Origin of the sequence: Marinobacter changyiensis, from assembly GCF_009193265.1 — a bacterium.
Classification (GTDB): Bacteria; Pseudomonadota; Gammaproteobacteria; order Pseudomonadales; family Oleiphilaceae; genus Marinobacter; species Marinobacter changyiensis.
In genome coordinates, this window is the sequence record NZ_VZZZ01000002.1 from 619,115 (window position 1) to 644,621 (window position 25,507).

General features: G+C 56.2%; 26 protein-coding genes and 1 pseudogene. 17 read left to right on the forward strand and 10 right to left on the reverse strand.

Going from position 1 to position 25,507, the window contains the following annotated elements; translation table 11 throughout:
- Positions 1-150 precede the first annotated feature (150 nt).
- From F6Y09_RS08530 to F6Y09_RS08540, 3 genes are all read right to left on the reverse strand, one after another.
- Entirely contained in the window at positions 151-768 is a 618-nt protein-coding gene (locus F6Y09_RS08530; RefSeq protein WP_152206472.1) for a TPM domain-containing protein, read from the reverse strand.
- A gap of 108 nt (positions 769-876) precedes the next feature.
- The gene (locus F6Y09_RS08535; RefSeq protein ID WP_246180434.1) at positions 877-1,599 is read right to left on the reverse strand and encodes a TPM domain-containing protein; all 723 of its coding nucleotides are present in this window, start codon (positions 1,597-1,599) and stop codon (positions 877-879) included.
- A gap of 47 nt (positions 1,600-1,646) precedes the next feature.
- Positions 1,647-2,252, reverse strand: a complete 606-nt coding sequence (locus F6Y09_RS08540) for a LemA family protein (protein ID WP_152206559.1) — start codon at positions 2,250-2,252, stop codon at positions 1,647-1,649.
- 175 nt (positions 2,253-2,427) lie between these two features.
- Here F6Y09_RS08540 and F6Y09_RS08545 point away from each other — a divergent pair, with 175 nt between their 5' ends.
- A complete protein-coding gene (locus F6Y09_RS08545; protein ID WP_246180412.1) occupies positions 2,428-3,231 on the forward strand; it encodes a flagellar motor protein MotA in 804 nt (267 codons plus the stop codon).
- Positions 3,232-3,261: 30 nt separating this feature from the next.
- Positions 3,262-4,329, forward strand: a complete 1,068-nt coding sequence (locus F6Y09_RS08550) for a peptidoglycan -binding protein (protein WP_152206474.1) — start codon at positions 3,262-3,264, stop codon at positions 4,327-4,329.
- A 36-nt stretch (positions 4,330-4,365) separates the two neighbouring features.
- Here F6Y09_RS08550 and F6Y09_RS08555 read toward each other — a convergent pair whose 3' ends face one another.
- A complete protein-coding gene (locus tag F6Y09_RS08555) occupies positions 4,366-4,986 on the reverse strand; it encodes a flavin reductase family protein (RefSeq protein WP_152206475.1) in 621 nt (206 codons plus the stop codon).
- A 158-nt stretch (positions 4,987-5,144) separates the two neighbouring features.
- Between F6Y09_RS08555 and F6Y09_RS08560 the strand changes: the two genes are divergently transcribed.
- The gene (locus F6Y09_RS08560; protein ID WP_152206476.1) at positions 5,145-5,549 is read left to right on the forward strand and encodes an antitoxin Xre-like helix-turn-helix domain-containing protein; all 405 of its coding nucleotides are present in this window, start codon (positions 5,145-5,147) and stop codon (positions 5,547-5,549) included.
- Positions 5,549-6,238, forward strand: coding sequence for an RES family NAD+ phosphorylase (locus F6Y09_RS08565; protein WP_152206477.1), 690 nt, complete (start codon positions 5,549-5,551; stop codon positions 6,236-6,238). Before F6Y09_RS08560 ends, F6Y09_RS08565 begins: the two co-directional genes overlap by 1 nt.
- Positions 6,239-6,271: 33 nt before the next feature.
- Here the strand turns inward: F6Y09_RS08565 and F6Y09_RS08570 are convergent, their stop codons facing one another.
- Positions 6,272-7,606 carry an ATP-binding protein gene (locus tag F6Y09_RS08570; RefSeq protein ID WP_152206478.1) on the reverse strand — a complete coding sequence of 445 codons (1,335 nt, stop codon included), beginning with the start codon at positions 7,604-7,606 and terminating at the stop codon, positions 6,272-6,274.
- Positions 7,593-8,258 (reverse strand): response regulator, encoded by a 666-nt coding sequence (locus tag F6Y09_RS08575; RefSeq protein ID WP_152206479.1) that lies wholly within the window; start codon positions 8,256-8,258, stop codon positions 7,593-7,595. The genes F6Y09_RS08570 and F6Y09_RS08575 overlap by 14 nt, the downstream gene beginning before the upstream one ends.
- 198 nt (positions 8,259-8,456) lie before the next feature.
- Here F6Y09_RS08575 and F6Y09_RS08580 point away from each other — a divergent pair, with 198 nt between their 5' ends.
- The 7 genes from F6Y09_RS08580 to F6Y09_RS08610 all read left to right on the forward strand — a co-directional run bounded on the left by F6Y09_RS08580 (position 8,457) and on the right by F6Y09_RS08610 (position 16,006).
- Complete coding sequence (locus F6Y09_RS08580) at positions 8,457-8,984, forward strand: cupredoxin domain-containing protein (protein ID WP_152206480.1); 528 nt, start codon at positions 8,457-8,459, stop codon at positions 8,982-8,984.
- A 37-nt stretch (positions 8,985-9,021) separates the two neighbouring features.
- The gene (locus F6Y09_RS08585; protein WP_152206481.1) at positions 9,022-10,722 is read left to right on the forward strand and encodes a copper resistance system multicopper oxidase; all 1,701 of its coding nucleotides are present in this window, start codon (positions 9,022-9,024) and stop codon (positions 10,720-10,722) included.
- A complete protein-coding gene (locus F6Y09_RS08590) occupies positions 10,719-11,468 on the forward strand; it encodes a copper resistance protein B (RefSeq protein ID WP_152206482.1) in 750 nt (249 codons plus the stop codon). Before F6Y09_RS08585 ends, F6Y09_RS08590 begins: the two co-directional genes overlap by 4 nt.
- 171 nt (positions 11,469-11,639) lie before the next feature.
- Positions 11,640-12,995 (forward strand): APC family permease, encoded by a 1,356-nt coding sequence (locus tag F6Y09_RS08595; RefSeq protein ID WP_152206483.1) that lies wholly within the window; start codon positions 11,640-11,642, stop codon positions 12,993-12,995.
- A 27-nt stretch (positions 12,996-13,022) separates the two neighbouring features.
- Entirely contained in the window at positions 13,023-13,250 is a 228-nt protein-coding gene (locus F6Y09_RS08600) for a DUF805 domain-containing protein (protein WP_152206484.1), read from the forward strand.
- Complete coding sequence (locus F6Y09_RS08605) at positions 13,243-15,585, forward strand: heavy metal translocating P-type ATPase (RefSeq protein ID WP_152206485.1); 2,343 nt, start codon at positions 13,243-13,245, stop codon at positions 15,583-15,585. Before F6Y09_RS08600 ends, F6Y09_RS08605 begins: the two co-directional genes overlap by 8 nt.
- Positions 15,586-15,619: 34 nt before the next feature.
- Positions 15,620-16,006, forward strand: a complete 387-nt coding sequence (locus tag F6Y09_RS08610; protein ID WP_152206486.1) for a DUF302 domain-containing protein — start codon at positions 15,620-15,622, stop codon at positions 16,004-16,006.
- Positions 16,007-16,090: 84 nt separating this feature from the next.
- Here the strand turns inward: F6Y09_RS08610 and F6Y09_RS08615 are convergent, their stop codons facing one another.
- Entirely contained in the window at positions 16,091-17,389 is a 1,299-nt protein-coding gene (locus F6Y09_RS08615; RefSeq protein ID WP_152206487.1) for an ATP-grasp domain-containing protein, read from the reverse strand.
- A 306-nt stretch (positions 17,390-17,695) separates the two neighbouring features.
- Here F6Y09_RS08615 and egtB point away from each other — a divergent pair, with 306 nt between their 5' ends.
- Positions 17,696-18,949 carry an ergothioneine biosynthesis protein EgtB gene (egtB, locus tag F6Y09_RS08620; RefSeq protein WP_218944137.1) on the forward strand — a complete coding sequence of 418 codons (1,254 nt, stop codon included), beginning with the start codon at positions 17,696-17,698 and terminating at the stop codon, positions 18,947-18,949.
- A 53-nt stretch (positions 18,950-19,002) separates the two neighbouring features.
- Positions 19,003-19,956 carry an L-histidine N(alpha)-methyltransferase gene (gene egtD, locus F6Y09_RS08625; RefSeq protein ID WP_152206560.1) on the forward strand — a complete coding sequence of 318 codons (954 nt, stop codon included), beginning with the start codon at positions 19,003-19,005 and terminating at the stop codon, positions 19,954-19,956.
- Between the two features lie 149 nt (positions 19,957-20,105).
- Here egtD and F6Y09_RS08630 read toward each other — a convergent pair whose 3' ends face one another.
- Positions 20,106-21,002, reverse strand: coding sequence for a cation efflux transmembrane domain-containing protein (locus tag F6Y09_RS08630; protein WP_152206489.1), 897 nt, complete (start codon positions 21,000-21,002; stop codon positions 20,106-20,108).
- A 211-nt stretch (positions 21,003-21,213) separates the two neighbouring features.
- On the reverse strand, positions 21,214-21,615 hold the full coding sequence (locus F6Y09_RS08635) for an EF-hand domain-containing protein (RefSeq protein ID WP_152206490.1): 402 nt from the start codon (positions 21,613-21,615) through the stop codon (positions 21,214-21,216).
- A 149-nt stretch (positions 21,616-21,764) separates the two neighbouring features.
- Here F6Y09_RS08635 and F6Y09_RS20350 point away from each other — a divergent pair, with 149 nt between their 5' ends.
- From F6Y09_RS20350 to nhaD, 4 genes and pseudogenes are all read left to right on the forward strand, one after another.
- The gene (locus tag F6Y09_RS20350; protein WP_152206491.1) at positions 21,765-22,097 is read left to right on the forward strand and encodes a hypothetical protein; all 333 of its coding nucleotides are present in this window, start codon (positions 21,765-21,767) and stop codon (positions 22,095-22,097) included.
- An 85-nt stretch (positions 22,098-22,182) separates the two neighbouring features.
- The gene (locus F6Y09_RS08645; protein ID WP_152206492.1) at positions 22,183-22,785 is read left to right on the forward strand and encodes a CBS domain-containing protein; all 603 of its coding nucleotides are present in this window, start codon (positions 22,183-22,185) and stop codon (positions 22,783-22,785) included.
- 76 nt (positions 22,786-22,861) lie between these two features.
- Positions 22,862-23,176: pseudogene (locus tag F6Y09_RS08650) on the forward strand (biotin carboxylase N-terminal domain-containing protein); the annotation flags it as partial.
- 151 nt (positions 23,177-23,327) lie between these two features.
- Positions 23,328-24,731 carry a sodium:proton antiporter NhaD gene (gene nhaD / locus F6Y09_RS08655; protein ID WP_152206493.1) on the forward strand — a complete coding sequence of 468 codons (1,404 nt, stop codon included), beginning with the start codon at positions 23,328-23,330 and terminating at the stop codon, positions 24,729-24,731.
- A 27-nt stretch (positions 24,732-24,758) separates the two neighbouring features.
- Here the strand turns inward: nhaD and F6Y09_RS08660 are convergent, their stop codons facing one another.
- The gene (locus tag F6Y09_RS08660) at positions 24,759-25,118 is read right to left on the reverse strand and encodes an MFS transporter (protein ID WP_218944128.1); all 360 of its coding nucleotides are present in this window, start codon (positions 25,116-25,118) and stop codon (positions 24,759-24,761) included.
- Positions 25,119-25,507: the final 389 nt, after the last annotated feature.

The window sequence follows — 25,507 nt, forward strand, 5'->3', positions numbered from 1 at the left end:
ACTCCTGAATAGTAGTTAGTAAATTACTGTTTGGATATACAGTATGCCCTGGCAGGACTCCTGCATCAAGGGGCGAGCGTTTGCTGCCCCCTGATGCGAAAAAAAGCGGACTGGAGGGAAAGGAGCCGGGAATGATTGTTTGCCGCCAGCTCAGGACAGCACAATCAGGTGGTTGGGCAGTTCGTTGCGCTCGTGGGAGGCGGGCACCGCGGTTTTAAGGTGTTGGCCACAGGCTTCAATGCAATTCAGGAAGCCCTGGAGCGTCTCGCCCTGTTTCACCTTTTGGGTGAATGCGGTAACGATGCTCTCCCAGGTGGCGTTATCAATACGGCTGGAAATACCCTGATCCACCAGAATTTCCACATACCGCTCGGCTTCTGACACGAAGATCAGCATACCCGTGCCACCTTCGGTGTGATGAAGGTTCTGCTCGAGGAATTGGCGCCGCGCCAGGTTGGAGGCGCGCCAATAACGTACCTGCCGGGGTATCAGCCGAGTGTTGATGGCTGGTAACCGGAATATCAGGCTAAGCACCGCAAAGGTGGCCCACTGGACCAGCATCAGCAAGTCAGCACCGAACCAGCCAAAGAAATAGTTCAGGATCCCCGGTAACAGCAGCGCGAGAATTCCCGCCCAAAGCAGCGGGATATAGGTGTAGTTATCGGACTGTGAAGTCAGGACGGTAACCAGCTCCGCATCGGTGTCACGTTCGACAGCGCTTATGGCAGCCGCGACTTGATCCTGTTCTGGTTTACTCAGTAATGTCATGGGGTTCGCTTCTCTCTATTCTGTGGCGATCTATCTTGTTGCGCTTTGTCTGTCTGCGCCGGGTTGTATCTGGCTCTGCTCGAGGGCCGGGCTAGCGGGTTGGTCTGGTTACCAGCCGCCGGAAGCACCGCCTCCGCCGAAGCCACCGCCTCCGCCGCCGAAGCCACCGCCACCAAAACCACCGCCGCCACGGCCGCCCATGCTGGCACCCAGTAGCGCGCCGCCCAACAGGGCTGCTGCCCCGCCACGACCGCCTCGGCCTCTACCGCCGCCGACAAAGAAAATGACTGCCATCACGATGATGAAAAACAGAGAGGCCAGTCCGAGGCTGGGCTTTTCCCTGGCCTGGTCCCGGGAGGGCTGGGCGGGCACTGCAAGGGGCTCGCCTCCCAGCACCTTAACCATGGCGGCAGTGCCATTCATGATGCCACCGGTGAAATCGCCCTGCCGGAAGGCCGGAGTAATGATCTGATTGATGATGGTGGCGCTGTTCGCGTCCGTCAGTCGGCCCTCAAGACCGTAGCCAACTTCAATGCGCACCTGGCGCTCGCTCTCCGCCACAATCAGCAGCGCGCCGTTGTCCTCTCCTTCCTGACCAATTCCCCAGTGGCGTCCCAGCTGATAGCCGAAATCCTCGATGGCATTGCCTTGCAGGTCCGGAAGGGTGACCACAACCACCTGCTCGCTGGTTGCCTGTTCGTGGGCCTGAAGCATCTGGGTCAGTTGCGACTCGGCGGCCGCATCCAGCATGTTCGCCTGGTCTACCACCCGACCGGTCAGCTCGGGAAATTCAGGGCCGGACTGGGCCAGGGTAACGTGACCCTGCAGCATCAGCAGGCAGAAGACGGCTAACAGGCCAGATTTGGTAAAATAGCTCATTAAAACTCCACGCTCGGTGCGTCTTCGGCATTTTCTGCGGTGGCTTCGAAGTTTTCGCGCAAGGGCATATCGCTGTACATCAGGCTGTGCCAGATCCGTCCCGGGAAAGTACGAATTTCCGTGTTGTATTGCTCAACGGCCTGAATGAAATCGCGACGGGCAACGGCAATGCGGTTTTCAGTGCCTTCAAGCTGAGACTGTAACGCCAGAAAGTTCTGGTTCGACTTGAGATCCGGGTAGCGCTCGGACACCGCCATCAAGCGACTCAGGGCACTGCTGAGCTCACCCTGGGCCTGCTGGAACTGCTTCAGCTTCTGAGGATTGTTCAGGATGCTCTCATCCACCTGAATGGAGGTTGCTTTGGAGCGCGCCTCAATCACGGCGGTGAGGGTTTCCTGCTCCTGTGCTGCAAAACCCTTCACGGTTTCCACCAGGTTGGGGATCAGGTCAGAGCGCCGCTGATACTGGTTCTCGACCTGAGACCAGGCGGACTTGACCTGTTCGTCATAGGTCGGGATGTTGTTGATACCACAACCGGACAAAAAGGCGGCCAGCACCACCAGTAGTGACAGCTGCCAGTAAATCCTTTTCGGTGACTGAGTCATTGTGGTTGCCATGATGTCGGGTTTCCTGATGGTAAGTGACTGAAAAATAAATGGTGGACAGCAAAAATCGGTGTTCTGTATTAGTGGTGCCGAATTCCTTGGTTTCAACCGTGTTCGCATGTCACAACCATGTGCTACTGTCTCAGGCTGTTTCCGGGCAAAACGGTGATAATTAATGAGTAACCCCAAACACACGCTGTTCTGGATGACCCTGTTTCTGTCAGTGGTTCTGGTGGTCTGTGCCTTGATTTACGCACCGCTCCAGACAGCTTTTATGGCGAACTGGGTGTTTAACCTGCTGATTGTCTGTGTGCTTATCGTAGGTATTGGTCTGACCTACCGCCAGGTGCTTGTTCTGTTTCCTGAAATGCGCTGGATTGCCCAGTTCCGCACCGGGCACTCGGGCCTCTCCGTACTGCAGGAGCCGAGGCTGCTCAAACCCCTCGCCCGGCAACTGGGGGACGATTATAAAAAGGATCAGTTTTCACTCTCGACGATGTCCTTGCGGACGGTGCTCGACGGCATTCATAGCCGTATGGACGAACAACGGGAGATAACTCGCTACTTTATCAGCCTGCTGGTTTTCCTGGGGTTGCTCGGTACCTTTTGGGGCCTGTTGGGAACCATTAATTCGGTGGGGGCGGTTATTGTGAATCTGGATATGAGCCAGGAAGACTTCGGTAAAGTATTCGCCGACCTGCAGTCCGGACTCCTGACGCCCCTGGAAGGCATGGGGACTGCCTTCAGCTCGTCCCTGCTGGGGCTCGGTGGCTCGCTGATTCTGGGCTTTCTGGACATCCAGGCCGGCCATGCCCAGAACCGGTTCTATGACGGCCTGGAAGAGTGGCTGACCGGCGTCACCAACCTGATCGATAACGTCGGTAACAGCCCGGCGCAGGACCAGCAGACCCGCCAGGAGCTGGCACGCCTGTTGGGCGAGAACCAGGAGTTGAAAGACCAGCTTGCGGACAGGGAATGACATGATGCAGAAGCCCCGGAGTAGCTGCTCATGATCGGTTCCAAGCGCCGTAGCCGCAGCAATATCAACGTCTGGCCCGGCTATGTCGATGCACTGTCGGCCCTGTTGATGCTGGTGATCTTCATGTTGCTGGTCTATGTGGTCAGCCAGCTGTATCTCTCGCAGACGCTTTCGGACCGGGAATCGGAACTGGCACGCCTGAACCGGAGCCTGGCTGAGATTTCGCGGCTGCTGGGGCTGGAAGAACAGAAAACCGATGCTCTGGAACAGCAAATGGTGGCGGTGCAGAACGATTACAGTGACAGTCTGGCACTCACGGCCACGCTGCAGGCGGAGCTTGATGAGGCCGATGCGCGGGCGATGCAACACCAGTACGACGTCGAAGCCCAGAATATGCGTATCCAGGAGCTGACATCGGCCATTGGTGAAACCGGAGCAGCGCTGGAAGAGCAGGAGCTGTTGACAGTCTCTCAAAGAGCCATTATCAAGCGGCTCTCTGATCAGATAGCGGCTCTTCAGAATCAGCTTAACCGGATCAGTTCAGCGTTGAAGCTACAGGAGAACATCTCGGCTGAGAAAGACGCCAAACTGGCGGAAATGGGGCAGCGGATCAACATGCTGCTGGCGGAGCGAATTAACGAACTGGAGCGTTATCAGTCCGAGTTCTTTGCCCGTCTGAGAGACATTCTGCAGGCTAACGAGAATATCCGGATTGTTGGCGACCGCTTCCTGCTGCCTTCGGAGCTTCTATTTGCATCGGGTTCTGCCAGTCTGGGCGACGCCGGTAAGGCCGAACTGGACAAGCTGGCTAACGTGCTGCTGGATGTGGTGGAAAAGATTCCCGAGGATATCGACTGGATACTCAGAATAGACGGCCATACAGACAAGTTGCCCATTAATACCGCTGCTTTCCCGTCGAACTGGGAGCTTTCCACTGCCCGTGCCGTGGCGGTCGTGCGTTACCTGTCAGAAAAAGGCGTGCCACCAGACCGCATGGTCGCGGCCGGTTTTGGTGAGTTCTTCCCCGTCGCCACCGGCAACTCGGAAGCAGCGCTGCAGAGAAACCGCCGCATCGAAGTCAAGCTGACAGACCGCTGACCCGCTCCAGTCAAACAAGGCCGCGGTTCCATTGTGCTACTTGGGACGGAACATCCGGAACCGCTGCTCTTCCCCAAAACTGAAGTAATCCGCGGGCCCGCCACTGCGCATTACGGGCTGGGCAGCGGCGGTGTCGTAAATGCCATCCTTGAGAAATTTCTGGTCAATGTGAATACCCACCACCTCACCGAGGGTCAGCCAGGTGTCTGCCTTACGGCCGTCGACGCCCTGAAGCTGGATAATCTGCGTGACCCGGCATTCAAACGCCACCGGGCTTTCCTGCACATAAGGCACTGAAATAACCCGGGGCTTGGCCGGTGTCAGCCCTGCCAGCTCAAACTCATCAACATTGGGGGCGACCATGGCGCAGGTTTCGTTCATCGCCTCCGCAAGCGGCCGCGTTACCAGATTCCAGCAAAACTCACCGGTGGCTTCCACATTGCGAACCGTGTCTTTGTAGCCGATGCTGGAAAAACCGATAATCGGCGGCACGTAATTGAAAGCATTAAAAAAGCTGTAGGGTGCCAGATTGAGATTGCCGTCCGTATCCCGGGATGAAATCCAGCCGATGGGCCGGGGGGCCACCAGGGCATTGAAAGGATCGTGCGCCAGGCCATGGCCCTTGGAGGGTTCGTAAAAGTAGGTCTCGGTAGTCATATGCTTGCCCTTTTAAGGTAAATAATCGACTGCAAAAACTCATCGCCGTATGTTTCCATTTATAGACTCAAAGCTAATAACTGTCTATATTGAGAATAACGAGGAGCCAGTAAAAGCCAGTTCATTAGTAACCCCCGCTTAAAGTATGGGAGAACGGTATGCCATCAATCGTTGAGAGAAAATCACCGAGCGACATGCGGCAAGTGGGTATCAGTGGCCTGCGCGCCGCCTTCAATCTTCTGAACAAGTGGGATTGTACCGCCGAGCAGGCCCAGGCCATTCTGCGGCTGCCAAAAGCAACCTACTACAAGTATCGGAACGACCCGGACTGTGCGCGCCTGGACAAAGACCAGCTCACCCGCATCAGTTACCTGTTAAACATTCATCAGGCACTAAGAATCGTCTTCGAGAATCCCGATAACGTGTACGGTTTCATGAGCAAACGGAACCACAATCCGTACTTCCATGGTCGCACGCCATTGGAGGCGATCGAAACCGGAGATTTCGGAGCCCTGTACGAAACCTTCAAGCGAATCGACACCTTGCGTGGAGGCTTGTGGTAATGGGTGAGACTCTTCCATCGGTCACGCTCGGAAAAACCAAAGGCTGCCGCCTGATCAGTTCCAAACTCCCCACCATCGAGATTTTCAGTGACGTCGCGACGCCCGAGGAATTTCAGGATCTGTATGAACTCCAGGCCCTGACCAACCCGCGACTAGTCCAGGATGTGGGTGATCTGAACTACATTAATCTTGATGAAATACCCTGGGGTATTCCGGGCTGCCACTACGCCGCAGCAAGCTTTACCCATGTTCATCCCGACGGCAGCCGATTCAGCAACGGGGATTATGGCGTGCTGTATATCGCGGACACGATGGACACAGCCCTTGCCGAAGTGGAATACCATCAGGGCCAATACCTGGCCAACGTCGAGGACCTGAAATTTGATAGGCTGGTGTTTCGGGGTCTCTCCTGCGTATTTACTGGCGACGTTATTCACGATGCAAAAGTACTTCCAGCCACTCATGCCATATACCATCCAACCGATTACACCGCCTCCCGGATTCTCGGTGCCGAGCTTCGCGCTGGCGGATCTGAGGGGATCCGGTACTGGTCGCCTCGAAACCCTGGGGCGACGTGTTGGGGATTGTTCACGCCGAAGCACGTCCAGTCCATATTGCAAACCACCCATTACGAGTTCATTTTGCGTAATGGCAGGATTGTCGATAAAAGAAGGATCGTTGTGGCCTGAGTCTCTGGCTGTGAATCAACGTTGGTCAAAGTGTCAACTGGAGATCTCGACAATTACCTGTAATCCACCGTCAGAAGCCGCCGAAAAGCGGATGTGGCCACCGTAACGCCCAATTATTTCCCTGACCACGGCGAGTCCGAGGCCGTGTCCCGGCGTCTGTTCGTCCAGGCGCAATCCCCGCTGGCCCAGGCTGGTCAGTTCATTTTCTTTGACTCCCTGGCCATCATCGGTCACGACTATGCGAGCTAAACCGTTGTTTTGTGACAAGGAAAGTTCAACGCAACGGCTCGACCATTTCCCCGCGTTATCCAGCAGATTTCCCAAGATCTCATTCAAGTCATGCTCTTCAATCGGCCACCGGCTTTCCTCGGGGAGGGAGCTCGACATTTCAAAGGATTTTTCCGGGTACAGCCGGCCCAGCATCCAGAGCAGATCCCGCGCCTGTTTCAGCGGGTAGGCGCTTTTCCCGATCTGCGGCCCTGCAAACCGGCTCCGACGCATTTCTGCTTCAAGCTGTTTGTCCAGATCTCCGAGTCGCGCTGCCATCTGATGCCTCAAGTCATTGTCGAGGGGGCGGCTGGTGTCCTCCAGTATCTGCCGGAGAGCCGAGATGGGGGTTTTGACGCTGTGGGAAAGGTTTGCCAAGGCATCCCGTGAGCGTTCCAGGCGCATATCCAAAGAGTCGAGTAGCTGATTGAGCTGTTGGACGAGGGGGCGGAATTCTTCAGGAGCCTGAACATCAATACGTGAAATCTCACCAACCTGCAGTCTCTTTAATGCTGTCTTGAGCGACACTACCGGGCGCATGGAAAAATTAATGCCGAACCAGATTACTCCCGCCAACATAAGGATAAGCAAAATCGAGACGATGGCGGTCCAGGCATGCAATTCTGCCTGGCTGCGTTTTAAAGCGCCCAGGTCTTCGGAGACAATAACCACCATGGGTGTGTCGTTCACTCGGAACGCCTTTCGATAGGCAAGGATATCGGACGGTGCGTTGAGTTCCTTTGCACCACTCACTCGAAAGGTGCCATCCCGATCGGTGTTGATCAGGGGCTCCAGAAGGGGAGCCCAGGAATCAGGAGAAATAGTGGTCTGAGTGGGCGAGTGGATGGCGAACGCGTGATGGAACATCTCCTGGAAATAGTCGCCGGTTTGCAGGGCATCGACATTGCCGTCTGAACTACGAATCTGGTGCTCCAGAAAAGCCACCTCATCCTTGAGTCGACTTTCGACGAACTCCCGGGACATACGGTCCAGCAACAAACCATGCACCAGCCATGCGAGCGCCATCAGGCCGATTCCGGCCGGCAGCAACAAGGTGAGCAGAGCGCTTTTGACCGATGTCGTTTTTTTAAACATCGTCATTGAACAGGTAGCCCTGACCGCGGCGTGTTGAGATCGTATCCGTGCCAATCAGCTTTCTTAGCCTTCGGACATAGGCCTCAATGACATTTTCACTTGGGCTTTCATTCAGGTTATAGAGCTGGTCCATAAGCTGTTCCTTGGAGAAGACCTGGCCGGGGCGACTCATAAGGCAGCGCAGCAGGCGGAACTCCGTACCGGTCAGAGTGTGTTCGGTTCCGTCGTCGAGCTTCAGGCACTGACGACTCTCGTCCAGCTCGAAGCGACCAACCTTGACCCGGGAATGGACTCTGCCTTCGCTTCTCCGCACGATGGCGTTGAGGCGGGCGATCAATTCTTCCGTCTGGAAGGGCTTGGCCAGGTAGTCGTCTGCCCCGGCCTTCAGGCCATTGACCTTATCCTTCCAGTCACTTCTAGCGGTCAGAATCAATACCGGAAAGCTGACATGGTTCATACGCCATTTCTTTAAAACGTCCAAACCATTGCCATCAGGCAAGCCCAGATCCAGCACACCTACCCGGTAATCTTCCTGTTCACCCAGAATCATCGCCTCTTTGGCAGTGGATGTTGTATCCACACTGAAGCCGGCTCTCTCCAGCTGGTTGCTCAGGCCATCAGCCAGCAAGCGATCATCCTCGACGAGCAGTAAACGCATGGGTCTGTCCTTTTCGGGCTTTATACGGCGTGCCAGTGTCACTGATCCACCTGAGTTCAGCCTGAACAAAAAATAATTTGATATTTTCAGCAAGAATTCAGGTTAGTACGCGATGGTAACAAGCGTTTTCAGGCAATGCTCAAGTTTCGAAGCAAACCAACGAGCATTCTAACGTACTATTTCACAGGAGAATTCGGGATGAATGCATCAAAGCTTTTGGTGGTCGCTGCCGCGATGTCGATGTCCGCAACGGCTTTTGCAGCGGGTGCTCACGGCGGGGGGCACGGTGCCAGCAGCGGCGAACCGGGTAAAGCCTCAGAGGCAGGCCGAACCATTACCGTAGAGATGTACGACAACTACTACGAGCCGGAGACTATCGAAGTAAAACCCGGTGAAACGGTACGCTTTGTGGTGGAGAACAAGGGCAACCTCGTTCACGAATTCAACATTGGCACCCCCGCAATGCATGAGAATCATCAAAAAGAGATGAAGATGATGGTCGAGCATGGCGTGATTCAGGGCGGCAAGCTGAATAAACAAATGATGGACATGGACATGGGTAACGGTCATTCCATGAAGCATGACGATCCGAACAGCGTGTTGCTGGAGCCCGGCCAAAGCCAGGAGCTAGTCTGGAAGTTTACCGGGAAGGGCAGCATCGAATTTGCCTGCAACGTGCCTGGGCACTATCAAGCCGGGATGTATGGCGACGTCAATTTCAAGTAAGTCCGATTCTCTTATGGTGCCGTTTGGAGTAAAACACATGAAAACACGCCTACTGACGGGGTTTTTGAGCCTGTTGATGCCGGCGTTGGTTCTTGCCGGCGAATACGACCTGACGGTCGACCGGGTCAACATTGATACCGGCGATTTCGTCAAAGAGGGTATCGGATACAACGGAAAATCCCCGGGCCCGGTGATGCGCTTCAAGGAAGGCGAGAACGTCAAGATAAACGTGACCAACAACCTGGATGAGATGACCTCCATTCACTGGCACGGGCTGATTCTCCCGTTTGACCAGGATGGTGTGCCCGGCATCAGCTATCCCGGCATCAAGCCGGGTGAAACTTTCACCTACGAATTTCCCATTCAGCAGGCCGGAACCTACTGGTTTCACAGTCATTCCGGTTTTCAGGAACCCGACGGCGCCTTCGGTGCCATCGTCATCGAGCCGGAGGGGCGCGAACCGTTCCGATACGATCGCGACTACGTGGTGCAGCTGACCGACAAACACCCGCACTCCGGTGATCGCATCATGCGAAACCTGAAAATGATGCCCGACTATTACAATCGCGAGCAGCAAACGGTGGGCGAGTTCTTCTCGGACGCGGCGGAAAATGGTCTGATGAACACCCTTCAGGACCGTATGGCCTGGGGCGACATGCGCATGATGAAAGCGGATGTCGAGGATGTTCAGGGCTTCACCGGCATGATCAACGGCATGGGCCCGGACCAGAACTGGACGGGTCTGTTTGAACCCGGAGAGCGCATCCGGCTGCGATTCATCAACTCGTCAGCGATGACCTATTTCGACGTGCGGATTCCCGGTCTGGATATGACCGTGGTCCAGGCCGACGGTAATAACGTGCAGCCGGTTAACGTGGACGAGTTCCGGATCGGCGTCGCGGAAACTTACGACGTGATCGTGCGCCCGAAAGACGCGCAGGCTTACACCATCTTCGCCGAGTCTATGGGGCGTTCCGGCTATGCCAGGGCGACACTGGCTCCGGAAGAGGGAATGGAAGCCGCGGTTCCCCAGCTGCGTGAACCAGCGCGCCTGACCATGGCCGATATGGGCGCCATGCACGGCATGGATCACGGCAGTATGGATATGAGCGGCGCACAAGACATGTCCGAGATGGACCATTCGACTATGCAAGGAATGGATCATTCTGGCATGGACCAAGGTTCCATGACGATGTCGGAAAAAGGGCCAAGTGACCCCTTCTATGCCAAGGGCAGTGGCATTGTGCCCACTGCGGCTAATGGCGGCAAGTTCCTGTCCTATGCGGACTTGAAAGCTCAAGACCCACTGTACGAAGATCGGGAGCCGACCCGGGAAATTGAGCTGAGCCTGACCGGCAATATGGAGCGCTACACCTGGAGCATTAACGGCGTGAAATACGAGGATGCCGATCCCATCCGCCTGCAATACGGAGAGCGCGTTCGCTTCAAGTTCGTCAACACAACCATGATGACACACCCCATGCACCTCCACGGCATGTGGTCGATTCTGGACGCTGGCGCAGGTGAGTGGAACCCCGTCAAGCACACGATCAGCGTTGCACCGGGCACGACGGTGTACATGGAAACAGAAGTCGACGCGCCGGGGCAGTGGGCGTTCCATTGTCATCTGTCGTATCACGCGGCAGCCGGTATGTTCCGCAAGGTGATCGTTGAGGGCGGCCCAGATGCGACTCAGTCAAAGGCAGCCGTTGCGACCGAAGAAGGAGGTGATGCATGAGTCGTATCCGATCTTTTGTGGCCGGCAGCCTGTTGGGTTCGGCACTGCTGCCAACCGCTGTAGCGGCCCAGGAAATGATTGCGGATACCTCCTCCCGCAAGCAACCCCTGACCTCCTGGGGTGTGCAGTTCGAGGAGCTTGAATACCGGTACAGTGATGACGATGAGGAACTGGGGGTCTGGAGTGCGGACTTCTTCTACGGTACCGACGATCTGAAAGTCCGGTGGCTGACCAAAGGGGAGTACGCTATTGAGGAGCAGGCCTACGAGGGGCTGGAAAACCAGTTGGTCGGGCAGGTTCCCATTTCCGATTTCTTTGACGCCAAGGCCGGCGTGCGATTTGACACGCCTGAGGGGCCAGACCGCACCTACGCCGTTCTGGGTGTGGCCGGGCTGGCACCGCAATGGTTTGAGATTGATGCCAACTTGTATGTGAGCGAGGAGGGCGACACATCTGCCGGGTTGGATGCCGAGTACGAATTGCTGCTGACCAACTACTGGATCCTCTCAGCCACACTGGATGCCACCGTGGCGTTCAGTGAAGACCGGGAAATTGGCGTCGGCAAAGGGCTGGTTTCCACGGAAACCGGCCTCCGGCTCAGCTATGACCTGATCGATCGCGCCTTCTCACCTTATGTGGGTGTGGTGCATGAGCGTAAGTATGGGGATACCGCTGACCTTGCCGAAGCTGAGGGGGGTGGTACGGAAGACTGGTTTGCCGTGATCGGCGCTCGCATCGCTTTCTGATCCCGGTTTTAATGGGCCTCGGCCCATTTTATTCTGTGCTTTGATGTACGTCAGATCCACCGAAAGCCGCCCCCCATTTTCAGTCGCAATTCAAGTTGGGATGTTGTGATATAGAGAGGATGTAGTCAGGTTAGGGTCTCCAACCCCATGGGTAAAATATGAGGAGATTGAATGAGCAGGGAGCAAGACCGAGCCACTCGCTACCAGGAAGGCAGTCTCACCCTGCCCGGAACCGTTATGTTGGGCACCGGCGTCATGATTGGCGCCGGTATCTTTGCGCTGACCGGGCAGATGGCCCAGATGACGGGCGCGCTTTTTCCGCTGGCTTTTTTGGCCGCCGCCGTGATTGTCAGCTTCAGTGCCTATTCCTACATTAAAATCTCCAATGCATACCCCTCGGCTGGCGGCATCGGGATGTACCTCCATAAGGCCTATGGTAACCGGCTGCCAACCGCCTTTAACGCCTTGCTGATGTACTTTTCCATGGTGATCGCCCAGAGTTTTCTGGCCCGCACCTTCGGATCTTACACCATGCAGCTTTTCGGCGGCGATGAAAGCGGGCGAATGGTGCCCGTTCTCGGGGTAGCACTGATCCTGGCAGCTTTTCTGATCAATCTGCTGGGTAACCGGATGATTCAGGGTGTGGCGTCTTTCATCGGGATCCTGAAAATCGGGGGGATATTGATTTTCGGGGTGGTAGGTGTCTGGATTGCCGACTCCCTGTCGGTTGATTTCTCGACCCCGGGTGAGGCCGGAACTGTGGGCAACTTTCTCGGTGCAACCGCGCTCGGAATTCTCGCCTTCAAGGGCTTCACCACCATTACCAACAGCGGCTCCGAAGTTAAAGACCCTAAGCGGAACGTGGGGCGCGCCATCGTTATTTCCATTGCCGCCTGCGTGGTGATCTACACCCTGGTCGGATTTGCCGTCGCCAGCAACCTGTCCCTGGCTGAAATTATCGAAACGCAAGACTACTCCCTTGCCGCGGCCGCGCGCCCTGCAATGGGGGAATACGCCGTCTGGTTTACGGTCGCCCTTGCCATGATGGCCACGGCCGGTGGCATTCTGGCCAGCATTTTTGCTGTCTCACGGATGCTGGCCATGCTGACCGAGATGAAACTGGTCCCCCATCGGCATTTCGGCATGCCCGGCAGTATCCAGAAGCACACGCTGGTCTATACTGTGGTGTTGGGATTGGTTCTGACGGCCTTCTTCGATCTCTCCCGGATTGCTGCATTGGGGATCGTGTTCTACCTGATTATGGATATCGCCATTCACTGGGGTGTACTGCGCTATCTGCGCAAGGACATAAAAGCCAACGCCTGGGTGCCAGCCACAGCCATTGTTCTCGACTTGCTCGCACTGGGAGGCTTTGTCTGGGTCAAACTGAATACCGACCCGTTTGTCATCGGCGTGGCAGTCGTCACGATGATTGTTATCGCAGTAGCAGAGCGGATTTTCCTGAAAAAGTTCCGGGAATCCGGGCACTCAGGACGTGAGGAATCTCATGCCCATCATCACCAGTAACCAGCGTTCGACATAGAGGGCAGCACCATGATGGGAGATAATATGTTTGGCAACACCATGTGGGCAGGGCACTGGCTGTGGATGCTGGTGATTGCCATTGTAGTGGTGATCCCGGCCTGGCGTATTTGCCAACGCACCGGGTATCCGGGCTGGATGGGTATTCTTATCGTGATTCCCTTCGTCAATCTCTTTTTACTCTATTTCATCGCGTTTGCGGATTGGCCGGCAGACAAAACGGGAGACCGTAATGGCTGAGCACCAACACGTCCATCATCACGACCATGAGGAGTCTGGCGAGCACCCCGTGAAAGATCCGGTCTGCGGCATGTCGGTGGACCCGCATACAGCGGAGCATCGAAGCCAGCACGGTGGCAAAACCTGGTACTTCTGCTCGTCCCGCTGCCAGTCCAAGTTCGAAGAGAGTCCGGAACAGTACCTTGGTGAGGAACAGAAGCAGCAAGAGCCGGTAGCGCCTGGCACCATGTACACCTGCCCCATGCACCCCGAAATTCGCCAGCAGGGGCCGGGAGACTGCCCCATTTGCGGCATGGCCCTGGAGCCGGAGCAGGTGAGCCTGGATGATGGGCCCTCCGCAGAGCTCACGGACATGACCCGCCGATTCTGGATTGGCCTGGTTCTGACCTTACCGGTTCTGGTGCTTGAAATGGGTGGGCACCTCACCGGGATCGACCACATCGTGGCTCCACAGATGTCCAACTGGATTCAATTGGTATTGGCCACGCCTGTAGTTCTCTGGTGTGGCTGGCCGTTCTTTGTCCGGGGCTGGAAATCCCTGGTCAGTCGCAACCTGAACATGTTCACGCTGATTGCCATTGGTACCGGGGTGGCCCTGATCTATAGCCTGGTGGCGACACTGGCGCCGCAGATTTTCCCGAATGCGTTCCGGCAGGAAGATGGCTCGGTTGCCGTGTATTTCGAGGCGGCCGCGGTCATCGTGGTCCTGGTGTTGCTCGGGCAGGTGCTGGAACTGCGCGCCCGGGAGAAAACCTCCGGCGCTATTAAAGCCTTGCTGGACCTGGCTCCTGCGACCGCCAGGAAGCTGGACGATGAGGGCGGTGAGTCCGATGTGTCACTGGATCAGGTCAAGGTTGGCGACCGCCTGCGGGTTCGCCCCGGGGACAAGGTGCCGCTGGACGGCGAGGTGCTTGAAGGCAGTTCCAATGTGGATGAGTCCATGGTGACCGGTGAGCCCCTGGCGGTCAGCAAGAAGGCGGGAGACCAGGTGATCGGCGGCAGCATCAACCAGCAGGGCAGCTTTATCATGCGGGCCGACAAGGTTGGCCGGGATACCATGCTGTCCCAGATTGTGCAGATGGTGGCCAGTGCCCAGCGCAGCCGTGCACCGATCCAGGGCCTGGCCGACAAGGTGGCGGGTTACTTTGTGCCGGCGGTGATTGTGATCGCCATTATCGCCTTTGTTGCCTGGTCATTCTTCGGGCCGACACCGCCCATGGCATTCGGCCTGATCGCTGCTGTGAGCGTGCTGATTATCGCCTGCCCCTGTGCGCTGGGTCTGGCAACCCCCATGTCCATCATGGTCGGTGTCGGGCGAGGTGCCCAAAGCGGTGTGCTGATCCGTGATGCGGAAGCCCTGGAGCGTATGGAAAAGGTGGACACTGTGGTGGTGGACAAAACCGGAACACTGACCGAAGGCAAACCTCAGGTAACCAGGCTCGTTCCGGCCGGGGGATTCAGCGAGGAAGAGCTGATGCGATTGGCCGGCGGCCTGGAGAAGGGTAGTGAACATCCACTGGCCCGCGCCATTCTTGAAAAGGCCAAGGCGATGGACGTGAAACTGCCGGATGCTGAAGACTTTGACGCCCCGAATGGCAGAGGCGTGACCGGCAGGATTGAGGGGCAGCAGGTACTGATTGGCAATCGACTGTTGATGGAAGCCGAAGGCGTCGATACCTCGGATTTTGAATCTGAGGCCGACCAGCTTCGCAGGGACGGAGCCACGGTGATTTTCGCGGCCGTAGACGGCAAAGTCGCCGGTTTGCTCGCCATCGCCGACCCGGTCAAGGAAACCACCAAAGCCGCCATTTCAGCCCTGCAAAAAGACGGCATCCGGGTGGTCATGCTGACCGGAGATAACCGTACCTCGGCCGAGGCGGTTGCCCGCAAACTGCATATTGATGAAGTGGAAGCGGAAGTGCTGCCGGAAGACAAGGGCAAGATTGTCCAGCGCCTGAAAGACGAAGGCCGCGTTGTGGTGATGGCGGGCGACGGCGTTAACGATGCGCCGGCTCTAGCAACGGCGGATGTGGGAATCGCCATGGGCACCGGCACCGATGTGGCCATTGAAAGTGCCGGTATTACATTGTTGCGAGGCGATCTGATGGGCATTGTGGAAGCCCGCCGGTTGTCTCTGGCGACCATGCGCAACATCCGGCAGAACCTGTTTTTTGCCTTTATCTACAATTCCGCCGGCGTGCCCATTGCAGCCGGGGTTTTGTATCCGTTTTTCGGCCTACTTTTGTCCCCGATCTTTGCGGCGGCCGCCATGTCGCTGTCCTCGGTCAGCGTGATTGTGAATGCGCTGCGCTTGAGGGTGGTCAAACTCGATTAATAGCTATTGAACTTCCTGATCATTGGAGAAAACCATGTCATATACGATTAATCGAATTATCAAAGATGTCGGTTTTGAGGACGTGGACCAAAGAGCGCGTCAGGCGCTTGCCGACCACGGCTTCGGGGTGCTGACCGAAATTGACGTCAAAGCCACCATGAAGAAAAAGCTGGACAAGGATATGCCAGCTTATCGAATACTTGGCGCCTGTAATCCAGGTATGGCCTGGGAAGCCATCGGTGTGGAGCCTCGAGTGGGTGCCATGTTGCCTTGCAACGTCATTCTGCGTGAAGTGTCGGAGGGCGTTGAGGTCAGCGCGGTAGACCCCGTGGTTTCCATGGCCGCCATTGATAATGACGAGCTCAAGCAGGTTGCCACGAAAGTCAGGGATATGCTTTCTGAGGTTGTTCAGACGATCTGAAGTTGAAAAAATCTTCCGGATTACATCGCCGGGAGATTCTCCATTTGCTAGCCAGGCTTTCCCAGCGACTGTCTCCCCACGCACTCACACCTGAAAGATGGGTGCAAATCCGCCTCCGGGCGTTCGAAAGTTGGTGGTCTGCCCTTTGTAGATGCGGGCAGCGGTCAGCAGTGTTGTCCCACCGTAGGTGTACAGGCGAATATCGACCTTTCCGGTGGTCACTGTGTCATCAATTCTGAGGCCTCGCTCACCCGGGGGAACGAGGTCCTGGGCAATATAATCGCCCTGAAGAATGTTGTCGAAAACGCGTCGGGTCAGTTTGTCCCCCCGGTAGACACCCTTGCTGCCATGGCCGGCAACGGGCTTGAAGAAGAGACTGCGGCGATCACGCCATAACGCAGTCGCGTCATCCCTCAAAACCAGCCTGGTCTTTGGCACAGCCCTTTCCAGTAGCTCCACGTTTTCCGTATCCAGCCCCCATTCGCGCAAAGTCTGTGGGTCCGACAATTGGGTCAGATTCCGTTTGTCGGCCAGCACCGCATGTGTCCGTGGATGGGGCGTCACGACGACCGAGTCGTCGAGATAGGCACGTCTTAACGTTTCATGGTGCGGAACCTCCAGTGCGAAATCCACCAGCCTGTTGTACACCATGTCAATGCGTTGTCCGCCGGCGGTAAGCTCACCATTGGCATACTCCAACTCGCCAGGATCAAGAACCAGGGTATCTATTCCCCGGGCAGAAAGGAGTCGTTGAGCCAGTTGGAACTCCGGGAACAGAAACTGACTCTTCGGGTCGTCATCCACGATGGCCAGTCGCCGGGGTGTCGAATCTGTACGCTGCGTTTGCCATTCGTGTTTAAACATATCGAAGACGGCATCGTCGAACCCGTCCAGCGCGGGGCTGACTGCGGGTGGGTGCTGAGGTGGCTGGCAACATCGGCGCTGGGCCCGGGCCAGCACAGCGTTCAGAAAAGCGCCGCCGGCATTGGTGTTGATCTCGATCAGTTGAGGACCTTCGTGCCCGAGGTGAAAGTCATAGCCCATAAACGCGCCGAGAGGACCAGGATCAAAACGGGCGATGTCTGGCGCCCAGGACAAGACTTTTTCCACGTAGGACGGAAGTCTGCTCGCTGCCTCGATTGCCTGAACAAGCCTCTCCATCGTCAGAATGTCAGCTTCTGGGACGAAAACGGCTGTGCCCGAAAAGAATTGATTGAGTTCCGGGATTGCTGAGGTCGGCAAACCGATGCCAGCGCCCGAAAATTGATCCCGAAGGCTTGAATTGAGGGCGTCTTGATCAAGGGTAATACAGTAGCAATGGCGATTGAGCAGGTCTGCGTTAGTATTCGCTGTTTGCTGGATATTTTTAGTCTCGTCGTGCATTCGGACACCATACTCAGAGAGTTACATTTTTTCCAGAGCACCGTCGCCTCACTAACATGACTGATAGGCAACTTGACTAACCCTGTTGGGCAGCCTTAGCCTAAAGCAACGTTACTGCCGGCAGGCGCCATTCGACCCGGCGGCGCCGGGCAGGATCCCGGCACCGGTGGTTGGCCATTGATTGATGGCCACGGGCAAAACCCATACCCCGCATAACGCGAGAGTGCCACCATGTCATACGCAGAGCCGCTTTCCCCGGTTCCAACCGAGAAGCCCAATGCGCCGGAAGACTGGTTGCAAGCCTTCATGGACGTTCGGGCCGGTACCGAACTGTTGTGCAGTCCGCTGGAAACGGAAGATTACGTCATCCAGAGCATGGACGACGTCAGCCCGCCAAAATGGCATCTCGCCCACGTTACCTGGTTCTTCGAGACCTTTCTGCTCAAGCCGTTTCTGAGGGGGTATTTGCCTCTGGACGAGGCCTATGACCATCTGTTCAATTCCTATTACGAAACCCACGGCAGCCCCTTTCCCCGGCCCCGGCGAGGCCTGCTGTCCCGGCCGACCGTAGCCGAGGTCTATCGTTACCGGCATTACGTGGATGAAGCCATGGGGGTGCTGATGCACAACACGCCTTCGGAGCATAGCCACGCCATTGCGGAACGAGTCTGTCTGGGTATTCACCATGAACAACAGCACCAGGAGCTGCTGGCCATGGATATCAAGCATATTCTGGCCCAGAACCCGCTGCGACCGTTCTACAGCAAACGCCTGCAGGTCCCACCAACGCGTCACCCGGTGCCCATGCGCTGGCGGGCCTACGAGGGCGGGCTGGTCTCCATCGGCCTGGAGCAGGGCAACGAGAGCTTTGGCTTCGACAACGAACGGCCGGCACATTCCCAGTACCTTGAGCCCTTCGAACTGGCAACCCGTCCGGTGACCAACCAGGAGTATATGCGTTTCATCGAGCTGGGCGGTTATCAGGACCCGGCCCTGTGGCTCTCGGACGGCTGGCACCTGATCCGGGAGAACGGCTGGACGGCGCCCCTGTATTGGATCAGAGAGGGGGAGCGGTGGTACCACTTCACCCTGTCCGGGTGGCTCCCAGTCGATCCCGATGCGCCGGTCTGCCATGTCAGTTTTTACGAGGCTGATGCGTTCGCCCGCTGGGCGGGGGAACGTTTGCCCACCGAAGCGGAATGGGAGCAGGCCGCAACCCACACCCGGAACCGGACCGGCAACTTTGCGGAGAGCGGCTATTTGCAGCCAGTCGCCGCAGAGGCTGGCGCCACGAACAACCTGAGCGACCTGCTGTTGCAGATGTTTGGCGATGTCTGGGAGTGGACGGGCAGCGCCTACCGGCCTTACCCGGGGTTCAGGGTGCTCTCCGGCAGCCTCGGGGAGTACAACGGCAAATTCATGTCTGGGCAAATGGTGCTCAGGGGAGGGTGCTGTGCCACCCCCGCCAGCCATATCCGACCCACGTACCGCAATTTCTTTCCCCCATCGGCCCGCTGGGCCTTTTCAGGGTTCAGACTTGCCAGGGAGGCTACCCGGTGACCGTTGCAGAGATTCATTTTCACAATCAGCTGTCTGAAGACAACTTCCCCACTATGGTGGAAGAAGTGCTCGCGGGACTCACCGCAAAGCCGAAGTACTGCTCCCCAAAATACCTTTATGATCAGAAAGGTTCAGAGCTTTTCGAGACCATATGTGAACTTCCTGAGTATTATCCTACCCGCACCGAGGAAGCTATTCTGGCCCGTGCCATGCCCGAGATTGCGGCCCTGGCTGGCGAGGATGCAACCCTGGTGGAATTCGGCAGCGGTGCCAGCCGAAAAGTTCGGCTGCTACTGGAGTCCCTTTCGATTCAGCGTTACCTGGGGATCGACATATCCCGGGAGTTCCTGATCGAGAGCACCCGACGTCTAGCGGCGGACTATCCCTGGCTGGAAGTCCACGCCGCCTGTGCCGACTTTACCCGGGGCGTAGCCCTGCCAGAGGTTATCGATCCCAAGCGATTGGTGGGTTTCTTTCCCGGCTCGAGTATCGGCAATTTCACCCCGGAAGCGGCCGAGGGTTTCCTCAACAGCCTGCATCAGCTGCTGCCACCGGGCAGTGGGCTGTTGGTCGGAGTGGACCTGGTGAAGGACCATCAGATACTGGAAGCCGCTTACAATGATGCAGACGGCGTTACCGCCGAGTTCAATCTGAATCTGCTGGACCATTTACGGCGGAAGCTGGGAATAGCCTTCCATCGGGAACGGTTCCATCACCGAGCCTTCTTCAATGCAGAAGAGTCCCGTATCGAAATGCACCTGGACAGCCGCACCGCCCAGGTTCTGCAACTGAAGGGTAAGACCATCCGTTTGCGCGAAGGTGAATCGATCCATACCGAGAACTCCTACAAATACTCGGTGTCGGGCTTTCAGAGCCTGGCTGCCCGGGCCGGTTTCGGGAGCCGCAGGGTGTGGATTGACGACCAGGGGCTGTTCAGCGTGCACTACCTCACGTCGTCGCCAGGGATGCAGCTCATGATGGAGCACCAGAGTCAGCAGCGGCCTTAAACTGCGCTCGCCGCAGGATCGGTTAAATCATCACAGCCGGGTCCTGTTGTGGCTCCTATTGCTGGAAACCCATGAATCCACGCATCTTGCCATTTGAGGAACAGCATCATTATTGCGCCATTGATCAGAACCCCCAGCCGGGCATCGAATTAACCCTTGAGTGCCAGGATGCGCCTGGCCCCACTGAGCACAATGACGCCCACGATGGCACCGATGACCAGGTCCGGATAATTGGAACCAGTCCAGGCAACGAGCGCCCCTGCGAGAATAACGCCCAGATTGATGACCACATCGTTTGCTGAAAATATCCAGCTGGCCTTCATATGGGCGCCACCCTCACGGTGTTTGGAAATCAGCAGTAAACAACTGGTATTGGCAATCAGCGCCACAAATGCAATGGCCATCATCATCAGTGACTCCGGCTCACTGCCGAACAGAAAACGTCTGCCGACTTCAGCCAGCAGGCCGAGCGCAAGAATGAGCTGGAGAATGCCTGCAAGGTGGGCTGCTCGTACCTGCATTCTGACCCCATGGCCAACGGCATAAAGAGCCAGACCGTAAACAGCCGCATCCGCAAACATATCCAGCGAGTCTGCAATCAGGCCGGCGGACTGGGCAATCAGGCCCATTGTCATCTCAAGCAGGAACATCAAGCCGTTGATTGCCAGCAGTACCCACAAGGTGCCGGACTCTTCAGACTGATGGGTAGTGGAGGAGAGGGCGGCCTTGAGAGTTTCAGGATCAGCTTCTCGGGTGTCCTGAAGGGAGGCGTCCAAGCCCAGAGTTGCCAGCTTACTGGTGATAGGCCCCGCTTCTCCGTTGTGGAGCACCTCCAATGTGCGGCCGGACAAATCGAATGAAAGAGCCTGGATGGTATCGAACCCACCGAGTGCCAAACGGATCATTCTCTCTTCCGACGGGCAGTCCATCTTTGGCACCTTATAAACACTGAGCCAGTCGCCGGACGAGGCGGAAACATCTGGATGGGTGGATTTTTCCGTGCTGGATTCTTCACGGCTGCATTGGTCGTTACAGGCTCCGCTCATTCATACACCCCGGATTTTGCAATAGTTGCCCTCATTTAAAACCCTATAGTACCTACAGGCTCAATGGGTGAGCAGCATTTTGGCGGTTAATCTCTTGGATGTTAATGAGCTATCTGACTTATATTTTCTATGCTGGAATCCGATGCAAACTCATTGGCAGGTGATGCAGGTCAATATACATTCGACCCCTGCTTTCCCGGGCCTTGGGCTATCAGTTCTGCTGAGATCGCATCTCGTTCCAAATATTAAATTCCCGTTTGCTAATGCGTAGGTCGCGGTCTGCATCCATCAGGTCAAGAATGAGGGCGGTTCTGCTCGATGCCTCCAGACCTCGTTCCTTGGCGTTATTGACGCATTCGTCGCGGGCATCGAGCTCATTTTCCGACAGATAGCCATCATCATCCCGATCCATGCAGTCGAACCCTTGTAACGACTCCTCATGTAAGGGCTCCACATCCGTATCAAAGTCAGTCTGCTTGGATTCGTCCGGGTGAAACAGGTATTGATTTTCTGATTTCTGGCCGGAGGGCCCAGAATCAGCAAAAGATGCTTGAGCACAAGCCATGGCACAGCATAAGACAAGATACTTCAGGGTTTGGCGCTTCATATTCATAGTTGAATCCTGAGGGCGGCACACCCGGGGGAGCGGTATGATGGCTCCTTGGATAATAAAGTAGATAGAAACGAGTCGTGTTTGCGCGGCTCCGCACTGAGTGGTACCTTATTCCGACCTGCCCGAGGTTGGCAAATTTAGGTAAACCCATGAATTTTCGGCTTGACGACAAACTTAACCTACCACGCAGTCTGATTGTATTGCTGGCGGTTGTATTTTTGGTCTGGACCGCCGGAGCCCATGCGCTTCCTGCTTATGAAGAACCTTCGGCATCTTCGCTACTGGTTGACGCGCATGGCATCACACAGTCGTCTTCCGATGGTTCATCTCCGACCGATGACGCGCCATTACAGCGCTTTGAAGCCGAATATTCTCGCTTAAAACTTACTTCATGTGCCTTGGTGCAGCTGGCCTTCGACGGACCACGTTTAAGGTTGCTTAGCTACCCTGGCCTGCCTCAGGCGCCTCCTTCCAAGCGTTAGAACATTTACGACGATCCAGGCTTCCAGTGCTGTGAAATTCACAGGGGAGTCTCGGCTAAATGATCTTAAGCGAAGAGGAATTGCCATGAGCAATCCATTACGTGTTTTGGCAGCCAGGCCCTTAGACGGCGTATTCAGGCTTGCCTCCCGCCCAAATGAAGAATCCCTTACCGGTGACGATCCAGCAACTCAGGTGTTAAAGGACTTCACCAGCCATAACCCGCTCACTATTCGATCGGCTATGGGGATACAGGAAGTCAAGGAAAAGCTGTACACCGCTGGCGTGATGTTCTCTGTGGTTATTAACCGCAATGATGAGGTGGTCGGGATGCTGCCTTTGAAAGATCTGATCGGTACCTGGCCCCTGAGCCTCGCTAACCAGCGAGGCAGTTCTATTACTGACATTACGGCTCAGGACGTCATGCGTCCGGTATGGAGTTTGCCGGCTATCAGGCATGGCCAACTTCAGGACCTGAAAATTGACCAGCTAGTGGACCTTTTCAATGAACTGCACACCGACTATCTGTTGGTGACTGATGCCAGTGCTGCAGGTGTAAGTGAAAGGTTTGTTCGCGGACTTTTGTCTGCTGATGACCTTACCCAGCAGCTTGGTATCCACCTGAATCAGGACCCCCGTCCCGAATCCTTCTCCGACATCGTTCACGCTGTCAGGGGAAAATCTGGCTAGCATGCTCCAAAGCTGCAACCTGCATCAGCGGGTTGCAGCCTTCTTCCTGTTCGACTGTTAACCGAAGGTAGCGTCAATGCCTATCAAAAAAGTACTGATCGCCAATCGTGGCGAGATTGCGGTGCGCATAGCCCGAGCCTGTAAAGGGTTGGGTATCCGTTCCGTGGCAGTGTATTCCGAGGCCGACCAGTATTCCTTGCATATCAAGAAAGCGGATGAGTCTCATCGCATCAGCAAGGATCTGCTCAGTGGGTATCTCAACCCTCATCACCTGGTGAACCTTGCGGTGGAAACCGGTTGTGATGCACAACATCCCGGTTACGGCTTTCTGTCCGAGAACGCCGGGTTCGCCGCTATCTGCCAACAGCGGGGGGTGACGTTTATAGGACCCCCGTAAAGGCGACCATCTCCGGTGTTGTCAAAGTGGTCAATATTGCCAAGGGTGATCGTGTCGCCCCCGGCGAAAGCCTGATCGAGATTGAATAGCTGGTTTCCCGGGGGCACCTGACCCTGGGGTATTCCATCGTGTTTGGAGTATTTCCTTGAGTAAAGTAATTGCTGTGCTGTTAACGGCGGTGTTGTCGTTGGCACCCGGACTGGTGTGGGCAAATCCGGATCGAACCCTGGATCTGATCGGCCATCCCGTTGGCTACGCCGCCATCGCGATTTTTGTGGTCGCGTACATTCTGGTGATGTTGGAAGAGAAGATTCATCTGGCAAAATCCAAGCCGATGCTGCTTGCGGCGGGGCTTATCTGGATTCTGGTGGCCTGGACTTATCGTGAGGCTGGTGCTGACGGGGAAGTGGAAGCCGCTATCCGGCACAACTTCCTTGAATACGCCGAGTTATTCTTCTTCTTGCTGGTCGCCATGACCTACATCAATGCCATGCTGGAGCGAGGTGTATTTGACCAGTTGCGTATCTGGTTGCTGGGAAAGGGCTACGGTTACCGCCAGTTGTTCTGGATCACCGGGACGCTGGCATTCTGCATTTCACCGGTGGCGGATAACCTTACGACGGCATTGATAATGTGCGCGGTGGTGATGGCTGTGGGGCGTGACAGCGCGGCGTTTGTATCGCTTTCCTGCATCAACATCGTAGTGGGAGCAAACGCTGGCGGCGCGTTCAGCCCGTTTGGCGACATAACCACTCTCATGGTCTGGCAAAAAGGCATTCTTCCATTTCAGGACTTTTTCCAGTTATTCCTGCCTGCAGTGGTCAATTTTCTGGTGCCCGCGACCCTGATGCATTTTGCCTTGCCCAAAGGGAAGCCGGCGCAGCCTGAAACCTATGACAAGGTGATTCGTCCGGGTGGGCTGATCATCTGTGCCTTGTTTCTGCTGACCATTGCCACTGCGATCTGCTTTCACCAGTTCCTTCACATTCCGCCTGTCTTCGGCATGATGACAGGGCTTGGTTACCTCAAGCTTTTCGGTTTCTACCTCAAGCGGCACGAGGAGTATCACTGGAGCGAAAGCTATGAAACACCCCCGGGAGACAGTTCTGAAGGCCGTGGTTTTAACGTGTTTTCCCACATCGCACGGGCCGAGTGGGATACGCTGTTCTTCTTTTATGGGGTCATCATGGCCGTGGGTGGCCTCGGCTTTATCGGCTACCTGGGCATGATCTCAGCAACGCTTTACGGTGACCTGGGGCCCACCTTTGCCAATGTTATGATCGGTGTGATTTCTGCATTGGTAGACAATATCCCGGTGATGTTTGCGGTACTGACCATGAACCCGGCTATGCCGGATTACCAATGGCTTCTGGTCACACTTACAGCCGGCGTCGGCGGCAGCTTGCTCTCTATCGGCTCCGCAGCCGGGGTTGCACTGATGGGGCAGGCGAGAGGGCAGTACACGTTCCTCAGTCACCTGAAGTGGACCCCTGCTATTGCTCTGGGCTATGTGGCCAGCATCGGCGTGCATCTGTTGCTTAGTGGCTAAGACGGCCAATTAGTTTTAAGCCGGTATTCAGCGCGCGTCACGAGTGGGCGTTCGCATTCCGCGATTGAGCCAAAGCGCCGCAAAGCCGGCCCCTACGAGCCAGGCCAGATCAGAGGCTAACGCGGCACCCGTGTAACGGTAGCTTCGCTGGAAATTCGAGGTGACGACCCCGGAGGCCTGGCCGTAGGGAAGACCGAGTAACGTAAACCCCAGCAGAATGAAAACATTCTGACCGGTACTGCCGCTGCCATTGAGCAGCCATGGCACAAAGACGGCGAACAGTGCAATCAGACAAGCCAGTACACCGAGTGTCATTCTGCGCCCATACCGATCCGCCAGCAGCCCGGATGCCACAATACCCCCAGCACCCAGAGCAGCCCCTATCATTTGGACGATCAGGAAGTCACTCACTGAACGTGTGGAGTAGAGGGCAATCCAGGACGGGGAAATACCGTCACCACGTGGAACAGCGCATAGCTCGCCAGTCCTGCCAGGGCACCGATGATGAGTGTTTTGCCTTGGGTGCCAAGCAGAACTGATAATCAGCCCACACTGCAAGCGCCTGGCAGCGATTAGGCAGACCATCGAAATCTGCTTTTGTTGATCCAGTTATGCTGGATTGCGGTGGTAGGGCCAACTGTCAGCGATTGACGTAGCAACCCTGGGCTTTGGGCTTGGTCTACCGGTGAAGCACCTTGTCCTGGTTGTGGCTGGACTCGTGGTGTTTAATGCCGTAAGTCACCTGCGCTAGGTCCGGGGCAAGGCTGGAGGCCCCG

Coding starts and splice junctions, on each gene's coding strand:
- F6Y09_RS08545 (WP_246180412.1), top strand. CDS start 2,428: ATGAGTAACCCCAAACACACGCTGTTCTGGATGACCCTGTTTCTGTCA.
- F6Y09_RS08585 (WP_152206481.1), top strand. CDS start 9,022: ATGAAAACACGCCTACTGACGGGGTTTTTGAGCCTGTTGATGCCGGCG.
- F6Y09_RS08610 (WP_152206486.1), top strand. CDS start 15,620: ATGTCATATACGATTAATCGAATTATCAAAGATGTCGGTTTTGAGGAC.
- F6Y09_RS08630 (WP_152206489.1), bottom strand. CDS start 21,002: ATGAGCGGAGCCTGTAACGACCAATGCAGCCGTGAAGAATCCAGCACG.
- F6Y09_RS08580 (WP_152206480.1), top strand. CDS start 8,457: ATGAATGCATCAAAGCTTTTGGTGGTCGCTGCCGCGATGTCGATGTCC.
- F6Y09_RS08535 (WP_246180434.1), bottom strand. CDS start 1,599: ATGCTGCAGGGTCACGTTACCCTGGCCCAGTCCGGCCCTGAATTTCCC.
- F6Y09_RS08565 (WP_152206477.1), top strand. CDS start 5,549: ATGGGTGAGACTCTTCCATCGGTCACGCTCGGAAAAACCAAAGGCTGC.
- F6Y09_RS08635 (WP_152206490.1), bottom strand. CDS start 21,615: ATGAATATGAAGCGCCAAACCCTGAAGTATCTTGTCTTATGCTGTGCC.
- F6Y09_RS08590 (WP_152206482.1), top strand. CDS start 10,719: ATGAGTCGTATCCGATCTTTTGTGGCCGGCAGCCTGTTGGGTTCGGCA.
- egtB (WP_218944137.1), top strand. CDS start 17,696: ATGGACGTTCGGGCCGGTACCGAACTGTTGTGCAGTCCGCTGGAAACG.
- F6Y09_RS08660 (WP_218944128.1), bottom strand. CDS start 25,118: ATGATAGGGGCTGCTCTGGGTGCTGGGGGTATTGTGGCATCCGGGCTG.
- F6Y09_RS20350 (WP_152206491.1), top strand. CDS start 21,765: ATGAATTTTCGGCTTGACGACAAACTTAACCTACCACGCAGTCTGATT.
- F6Y09_RS08615 (WP_152206487.1), bottom strand. CDS start 17,389: ATGCACGACGAGACTAAAAATATCCAGCAAACAGCGAATACTAACGCA.
- F6Y09_RS08600 (WP_152206484.1), top strand. CDS start 13,023: ATGATGGGAGATAATATGTTTGGCAACACCATGTGGGCAGGGCACTGG.
- F6Y09_RS08555 (WP_152206475.1), bottom strand. CDS start 4,986: ATGACTACCGAGACCTACTTTTACGAACCCTCCAAGGGCCATGGCCTG.
- F6Y09_RS08575 (WP_152206479.1), bottom strand. CDS start 8,258: ATGCGTTTACTGCTCGTCGAGGATGATCGCTTGCTGGCTGATGGCCTG.
- egtD (WP_152206560.1), top strand. CDS start 19,003: ATGGTGGAAGAAGTGCTCGCGGGACTCACCGCAAAGCCGAAGTACTGC.
- F6Y09_RS08645 (WP_152206492.1), top strand. CDS start 22,183: ATGAGCAATCCATTACGTGTTTTGGCAGCCAGGCCCTTAGACGGCGTA.
- F6Y09_RS08550 (WP_152206474.1), top strand. CDS start 3,262: ATGATCGGTTCCAAGCGCCGTAGCCGCAGCAATATCAACGTCTGGCCC.
- F6Y09_RS08560 (WP_152206476.1), top strand. CDS start 5,145: ATGCCATCAATCGTTGAGAGAAAATCACCGAGCGACATGCGGCAAGTG.
- F6Y09_RS08540 (WP_152206559.1), bottom strand. CDS start 2,252: ATGACTCAGTCACCGAAAAGGATTTACTGGCAGCTGTCACTACTGGTG.
- F6Y09_RS08530 (WP_152206472.1), bottom strand. CDS start 768: ATGACATTACTGAGTAAACCAGAACAGGATCAAGTCGCGGCTGCCATA.
- F6Y09_RS08605 (WP_152206485.1), top strand. CDS start 13,243: ATGGCTGAGCACCAACACGTCCATCATCACGACCATGAGGAGTCTGGC.
- F6Y09_RS08570 (WP_152206478.1), bottom strand. CDS start 7,606: ATGACGATGTTTAAAAAAACGACATCGGTCAAAAGCGCTCTGCTCACC.
- F6Y09_RS08595 (WP_152206483.1), top strand. CDS start 11,640: ATGAGCAGGGAGCAAGACCGAGCCACTCGCTACCAGGAAGGCAGTCTC.